The sequence below is a fragment of the Ruegeria sp. YKSF070 genome, from assembly GCF_059612725.1.
Window position 1 is genome coordinate 22,440 of the sequence record NZ_JBXWRD010000048.1, and the last position, 6,404, is coordinate 28,843.

The following is a 6,404-nucleotide window of genomic DNA, read 5'->3' on the forward strand; positions in this document are numbered from 1 at the left end:
AGATCAGCCTGTTGGGGTGTCGGAGTGAGGTTTGAGCGTCTGGTTCAGCGCAAAGACCAGGTGCTTGAGGCCCGCGGAGACGAATGCGTAGGGGATGACCAGTTGCAGTGGCCAGAGCACGAAATACAGCACGGGGGCCTTGTCCCCGCTTTCCATGGAGATCTGAACGAACCTCCATGACACATACGCGCCGGCAAAGAAGAAGCTGGCTGACAGCACATCGCCGAAACGTGCAACTGCTGCGCCATGCCGACCTGCCAGTCCGTCCAGAAATTCGGGACGCAGGTGCGAATTGTCCGACGTGGCCAGTGTCAGACCAAGAAACCCGGCCACGATCGCGCCGTAGACGGCGAGTTGCTGAAGGCCAAGAAACGCCGAGGAGAAGACTTCGCGCCCGATCACATCCACCATCAGGAGAGTGGCAACGAGGGCATAGGCCACCGTCGCCACAATGGATTCAGTCAGCGTCAGTCCTTTGAGAACGGACTTTAGCATCTCAGCCTCACGAACAGGATGCTTTGGCCGCAAGGATCGCATCCCACTTGGCCTTGGCATCATCGCCCAACTCGTTGAGGATTGCCTCCTGCGCAGCGGGTGCCAGAGCTTTCCACGCGTTGAGTTCGTCATCATTAAGTTCAATAACGCTTGCCCCTTCGGACGCGGCCTTGCCCAGCAAAGCGCCTTCGGCCCCCCGAATGGCAGCGCGCAGTTCAAGGAAGGTTGGCGCTGCTTCGTTGATCCAGGCTTTCTCCTGGTCCGACAGCCCGTTCCACGTTTTTTGCGAAATGATCACGGCTCCGACCTGATGCTGGTGGCGGGTCAGGGTGATCTGCGGCGCGACCTTGTCATATCCGGTGGCAACTCCGAATACGGACAGTTGCGTCGCGGCGCTGACCTGTCCGGTCTTGAGTGCTGGCACGGCATCGCTGGGCGCCAGAGGCACCGGCGTGCCGCCAGCAGTCTGAATGAACAGGGTGTCCGTTGCAGAGGGCGCGGTGCGGATCTTGACGCCAGAGAGGTCAGCCGGGGTTCGGATCGCTTCTTTCGAGAAGATGACCTGATAGCCGACCTCCATCCAGCTCAGCGCGTGCACCTTGGCGGCGTCAAATTCTGCGCCATATGTATCCAGCAGGTGATTGTCGGCCACGCAATCGAATTGTTCGGCGCTGTCAAAGGCATAGGGTGACGCCAGCAGCCCGAATTCCGGCACCAGAAGCGACACTGCGGTGTTGGACATGACGCCCATGTCGATCCGACCCCGCGCGATCTGTTTTACGACGTCCTGTTCGCCGCCCAGCTTCGAGCCGAGATAGGGCGTGACGGTCAGTTCTCCGCCGGAGACCTCTGCGAGCTTTTCGACAAATTTCATCGTGATCTTGCCCCAAGGTGAGTTCGGGGGCGGCGCAGCGCTGAGCCGAAGTTCCTTGGCTTCGGCGGCAATGCTGCCTGCGACGACCAGTGCAGCGGCAATGGCTGTGAGTTTCATGACGAGTTCCTCCCTGTGATCTCGCGTTCGCTAAAAAACTGAGCAAAGGCTATGTGGGAACAGTAGATTCTGTCAACTTAAATGAATTGAAATTCACTTAATCAGCAAAAAACTCTTTTAAAACAATATGAACAGTGTCATGACTCTAGATCATAATATGAATTGTTATTCATTTTAATTGACGAGCTACCGTTCCCATTGCTAAGTTTTCCGAGATTGAGTGTTGCCGAGTCGCCAAACAATCGGCGGCTCTTTGGGAGAGAATCAGGGGGCTACGCGCTGATGTCAGAGACAGGATCGAGACCGGGTTCGCGCAAGCCGACCAAGGGTAAAACGACCACTTCGCACGGGGTTCGCACGGGCGAAAAGACCACGGGTTTGCGCGTATTGAATAATGAGCTTGATCAGGGCACGGATGTCATCGCGTCCATTCCAGTCCCAACGCCACCAAGCGCGGTGCCTTCTCAGGTCGTCGACAACCCGGCACCGCAGGCGGAAGAGGAGATTCGCCCTGCGCGCATTGCGACTAACGCACCCAGGTTGGCCAACGGCTTCAAGATTGTCGAGAACCGCGCCTACCAGCGCAAACAGAAGATCGCGCGCGCGCCATTGACGGTTCCCGCCGACGACGAGATGGGCCACAAGAAGCTCTTCACCAAGTTCGAAGAGGCGTTCACGACGCGCGACATGGCGGTGCTGCGAGAATGTCTGTCTCCGGCCTTCACATGGAAACTACCAAACGGGCAGGTGGTCTATGGCCGCGATGCCGCTCTGGATGAAATGGAGCGCCGCTTTGCCATGCCCAATGGACCAAGGTTTTCAGCTTCGGTCTGGCGGTTCCGTGGCAGCACGGTGCTGCAAACCTACGACGTGGAATATCTCGGACCCGATGGCGCCTGGCGGCAGTCGCAGGGCTTTGACCTCTACGAGATCGGTGACGGGCTGATCACCCTCAAGGACGCATATTGGAAAATGATCCCCTAGGCGGGGATGGGAGGACGACATGAAGATTGAATCAGCAGCGGGCGAGTTTTCGTTCGACCTTGAAAAACTGGACTTGCTGGAGGACGGGATCGTTCTGACCGGGAAAATGGGCGTCTGGGAGGCTGAGACCACCATGACCGATGCCGACCTGCGCAGGATCGTGGGCATGGTGCTGCGCAAGCCGGGTGCGTGGGGTTATCTGGTTCGCCTACTGTTGGGTGTCCGCCGCGAAGTCGCGAAGGAGGCCCGGCTATGAGTGACCGCAAACCCGAAGGGCTGCCACCACAGGCGCAGGCGGCATGGGATTTCCCACTCTTCGATGCCATCATGGGGCGCCGTTCTCGCCGTTTTGGTCTGGGCATGGAGATGACATCCGGTCCATTCCAGCACAAATCGGAATACGAGCCGTATCCGCTGAGTGATCTGGAAACCGCCATGTTAGTAGCCGCCGCGACGGCGACAACGGGGCCTATCCTGGCAGAAACTAACCTGCCCGGTGCAATGGTGAAAACGATCGGCAAGCCATACCCCTCTGCGATGGGGTCGCACCGCTCACGGCTTTTCTTCACCAATGATGATGGAGTGTTCGTGGTCAAGGCCGACCAGGCCAAGATGACCAAGATGCGCGAGTATGAAACGGCAGGTGACCGCGACAAGTTATTGGGGTTCTATGACGAGTTTGTCGAAAAGATCGATGACAAGCGCATGGACCTGCCTCCCGCTGAACCTGGCATCTGGCCGCATAACCAGTGGGTCACGAACATGCCCGGCACCACGATCTTCATGCCCGTGATCGACGTGACCAAGGACATCATCAAGCTGATGATCAACCTGTGTGACGGCAAGGCCGGGCGCTATGCCCAGAACACTGGCGGATATTACATCGTCGACGACCGCAACGGTATGCGCCCCTGTGGCAACCAGAAGTGGGTCGACAACGGCCTGTTGAACAAGCGCAAGGTGATGACACTCAGCCGTTTGGAAAAGCTGCTGTCGGACGGGATGCTGGCCGAAGGCGCCTTCATGGGGCAGCTCATGGCGCTAACGCTTCAGGCGACGGGTTTGGGAGGCTGGGTATACGGCGGATTTTCCTCAACCGTGGTTTTGGGGGGGACGCCCGCTTGCCGCGGTCTGGGCTTCCGCTTCATCCAGTCCAATTCGGACCCGTTCCCGATCCCGGTGGGGCGTGACGGCGTATTCGAAGCCTATTGCCCACCCTACTATGCCAACATGTCCGATGCGGTGGACGCGGCACTTCAGGGTTCGCTTCAGACCATGGACGAGTGGGAGGCCAAGGGTATGGTCAAACCCCACACCGCCCCGAATGCCGAGTTCGATGCCGCGACCATCCCGGCCAGCCCCGAGGGCATCCAGTGCGTCAAGGACATGTGTCAGTATATCTTTGATACGTATGGAAAATTCCCTGCCACGGTGGACCCGATCCAGATGACCCTGTTCATCCAGGCGCACCACTTGGACCTCGACTTCTACGACAAGCATATGAAGCCGGGATCCTATCTCGATACCCACAAGAATCATTTCCGCGACTGGCACGGCAACGACGGCCCCAAGAAACGTAGCAAGGAGACCTGATATGGACCCGTTCCGCCTGATTATCGACGGCAAGAAAGTGCCGACCAAGCAGTGTTTCGAAGTGATCAACCCGGGAACCGAGAAGGTCGCCGGGTTGGCCCCGCTGGCTACCAAGGATCAGCTCGAAGATGCAGTGCGTGCGGCCCGTGTTGCCCAGAAAGGCTGGGAAAAACAAACCGAACGCAAACGCCAGACTGCCTGCCGCCGCATCGCCGAGCGGATCGAGGCCCATGCCGAGGAACTGGCCCAGCTTCTGACCGCTGAACAGGGCAAGCCTCTGGGTGGCATGGGGTCGCGCTGGGAAATCGGCGGGGCGATTGCGTGGACGCAATACACCGCCAGCCTGTCGATGCCGCCAAAGGTTTTGCAGGATAACAACGAGGGGCGTGTCGAGTTGTTCCGCAAGCCGATTGGCGTGGTGGGTTCGATCCTGCCATGGAACTTCCCGGTCATGATCGCCATCTGGCATATCGTTCCAGCCGTGCTGGCGGGCAATGCGGTGGTCTGCAAACCCTCGCCATACACGCCACTGACCACGCTTCGGCTGGTCGAACTGATGAACGAAGTTCTGCCACGCGGCGTGGTCAATTGCATCACTGGCGACGATGACCTTGGCCCGATGATGACCAGCCATCCCGACATCGGCAAGATTGTCTTCACCGGCTCTTGCGCCACGGGCAAGAAGATCTATGCCAGCGCTGCCGACACCATGAAGCGGATGACGCTGGAACTGGGCGGCAACGACGCCGGGATCGTGCTGCCGGATGTCGACCCGAAACAGATCGCCGAGGGCCTGTTCTGGGGCGCTTTCATCAATGGTGGTCAGACCTGCGCTGCGCTCAAACGGCTGTATGTGCACGACGATGTCTACGAGGACGTCTGCGAGGAATTGGTCAAATTCGCGCGTAAGATGCCCATGGGGGTTGGCACGGACGAAGCCGCGATGCTTGGCCCGGTGCAGAACCTGCGGCAATACGAGATCGTCAGCGATCTTGTGGCAGACGCGCGCGACAAGGGCCGGGTGTTGCTGGGTGGCGACATCCCGGTGCGTAACGGCAAGAAGACGGGCTATTTCTTCCCCCTGACCATCATCGCCGATCTCGACAACGGCGACCGGCTGGTTGACGAGGAACAGTTCGGTCCGGCCCTGCCGATAATCCGCTACCGCGACATCGACGAGGTGATAGAAAAGGCCAATGACAATCCCAACGGGCTGGGCGGATCGGTCTGGAGCCGCGACATCACCGCTGCGCGGCAAGTGGCCAGCCGGATGGAATGCGGATCGGTCTGGATCAACAAGCACGGCGCGATCCAGCCCAACGCGCCTTTTGGCGGGGTCAAGCAATCTGGAGTAGGTGTCGAGTTCGGACAGGAAGGGCTAGAAGAATACACTGACATCCAGGTCGTATTTTCGTGACCCGCGCTTAAGATGCTGAGCTTTCTTGACCCTGGCACCGTGCCGCTATTGTTGGTTGGCGCGGTGTTTTTCGCATCTCTATTGCAGGCCGTGACGGGCATCGGTTTCGGCGTGATAGCGGGGCCCGTCTTGCTCGTGACCATGGCCAGCGCAGGGGCCATTCAAGTCTCGATTGCCCTGAGCTTCCTGATTGCGCTGCTGCTTGCGCCCATAACCTTGCCACAGGTGAATTGGCGACTGTTGCGCCCTCTCTTTGCCGGGGTCTGCATCGGCACGCCGCTCGGAGCGTTGGCCTATCTCAACCTGTCGTTGGAGCACCTCAAGCTCTGCGCCGCGGTTGTTGTCGGTGTGATGACGGTAATCGCCACGGGTATCCTTGCCCGCTTCCCCTTCTTCCAGACCGACACCCGGGTGCGGCGCGGCGCGATCGGTATTGTCTGCGGCATACTCAACGCAGCGCTCGCCATGCCCGGACCTCCGGTTGCAGCCTATGTGACAGCCATCAAGAGCGACCCTATGGTAGTGCGGTCCACGACACTGGTGACGTTCCTGCTATCTTACCCCATCGCACTTGGATTTCAGGCAATGTTCGTCGGCATCTCTGATACGCTTCTGCCAACTGCGTCCGCTTTGGTCTTGCCGACAATTGCCGGGACAGTATTCGGTGTTTTCTTGTCGCGGAAAATAAGAGCGCAGCATCTGATTTGGCTCACCGTCCTGTTCTTGATGACAAGCACGCTCATGTTGATCTTTGGGTAGTGCCAAGGCTCGGCGCGAGAATGATCGCGGAGCCGGGACTGCATTTCCAATTGTTGCCCGTCTCGGCGCTGTTCGCCACCAAGGGACCGAGGGGCAAGCCCGTCTACGACCTTCATTCGGCACAAACTGGAGCGCGCGGATCTGGCTGCGCTTCCTGCGCGAGGT

Annotated in this window: 7 protein-coding genes; 5 read left to right on the forward strand and 2 right to left on the reverse strand. The window is 59.0% G+C overall.

Annotated features, from left to right (window positions below; translation table 11 throughout):
• Nucleotides 1–3: 3 nt before the first annotated feature.
• Both AC2FL1_RS19080 and AC2FL1_RS19085 read right to left on the reverse strand, forming a co-directional pair.
• Complete coding sequence (locus AC2FL1_RS19080) at nt 4–495, reverse strand: TRAP transporter small permease (RefSeq protein WP_496877971.1); 492 nt, start codon at nt 493–495, stop codon at nt 4–6.
• A 7-nt stretch (nt 496–502) separates the two neighbouring features.
• On the reverse strand, nt 503–1,486 hold the full coding sequence (locus AC2FL1_RS19085) for a TRAP transporter substrate-binding protein (protein WP_496877972.1): 984 nt from the start codon (nt 1,484–1,486) through the stop codon (nt 503–505).
• Between the two features lie 282 nt (nt 1,487–1,768).
• Here AC2FL1_RS19085 and AC2FL1_RS19090 point away from each other — a divergent pair, with 282 nt between their 5' ends.
• From AC2FL1_RS19090 to AC2FL1_RS19110, 5 genes are read left to right on the forward strand one after another with little or no spacing between them, the layout of a single operon-like run.
• Nucleotides 1,769–2,470 (forward strand): nuclear transport factor 2 family protein, encoded by a 702-nt coding sequence (locus AC2FL1_RS19090; protein ID WP_496877973.1) that lies wholly within the window; start codon nt 1,769–1,771, stop codon nt 2,468–2,470.
• Between the two features lie 19 nt (nt 2,471–2,489).
• Nucleotides 2,490–2,726: a hypothetical protein gene (locus AC2FL1_RS19095; RefSeq protein WP_496877974.1), complete on the forward strand. Its 237-nt coding sequence runs from the start codon at nt 2,490–2,492 to the stop codon at nt 2,724–2,726.
• The gene (locus tag AC2FL1_RS19100; RefSeq protein ID WP_496877975.1) at nt 2,723–4,063 is read left to right on the forward strand and encodes a hypothetical protein; all 1,341 of its coding nucleotides are present in this window, start codon (nt 2,723–2,725) and stop codon (nt 4,061–4,063) included. The genes AC2FL1_RS19095 and AC2FL1_RS19100 overlap by 4 nt, the downstream gene beginning before the upstream one ends.
• Before the next feature lies 1 nt (nt 4,064).
• Entirely contained in the window at nt 4,065–5,480 is a 1,416-nt protein-coding gene (locus AC2FL1_RS19105; protein WP_496877976.1) for an aldehyde dehydrogenase family protein, read from the forward strand.
• 12 nt (nt 5,481–5,492) lie between these two features.
• Nucleotides 5,493–6,239, forward strand: a complete 747-nt coding sequence (locus tag AC2FL1_RS19110; protein WP_496877977.1) for a TSUP family transporter — start codon at nt 5,493–5,495, stop codon at nt 6,237–6,239.
• Nucleotides 6,240–6,404: the final 165 nt, after the last annotated feature.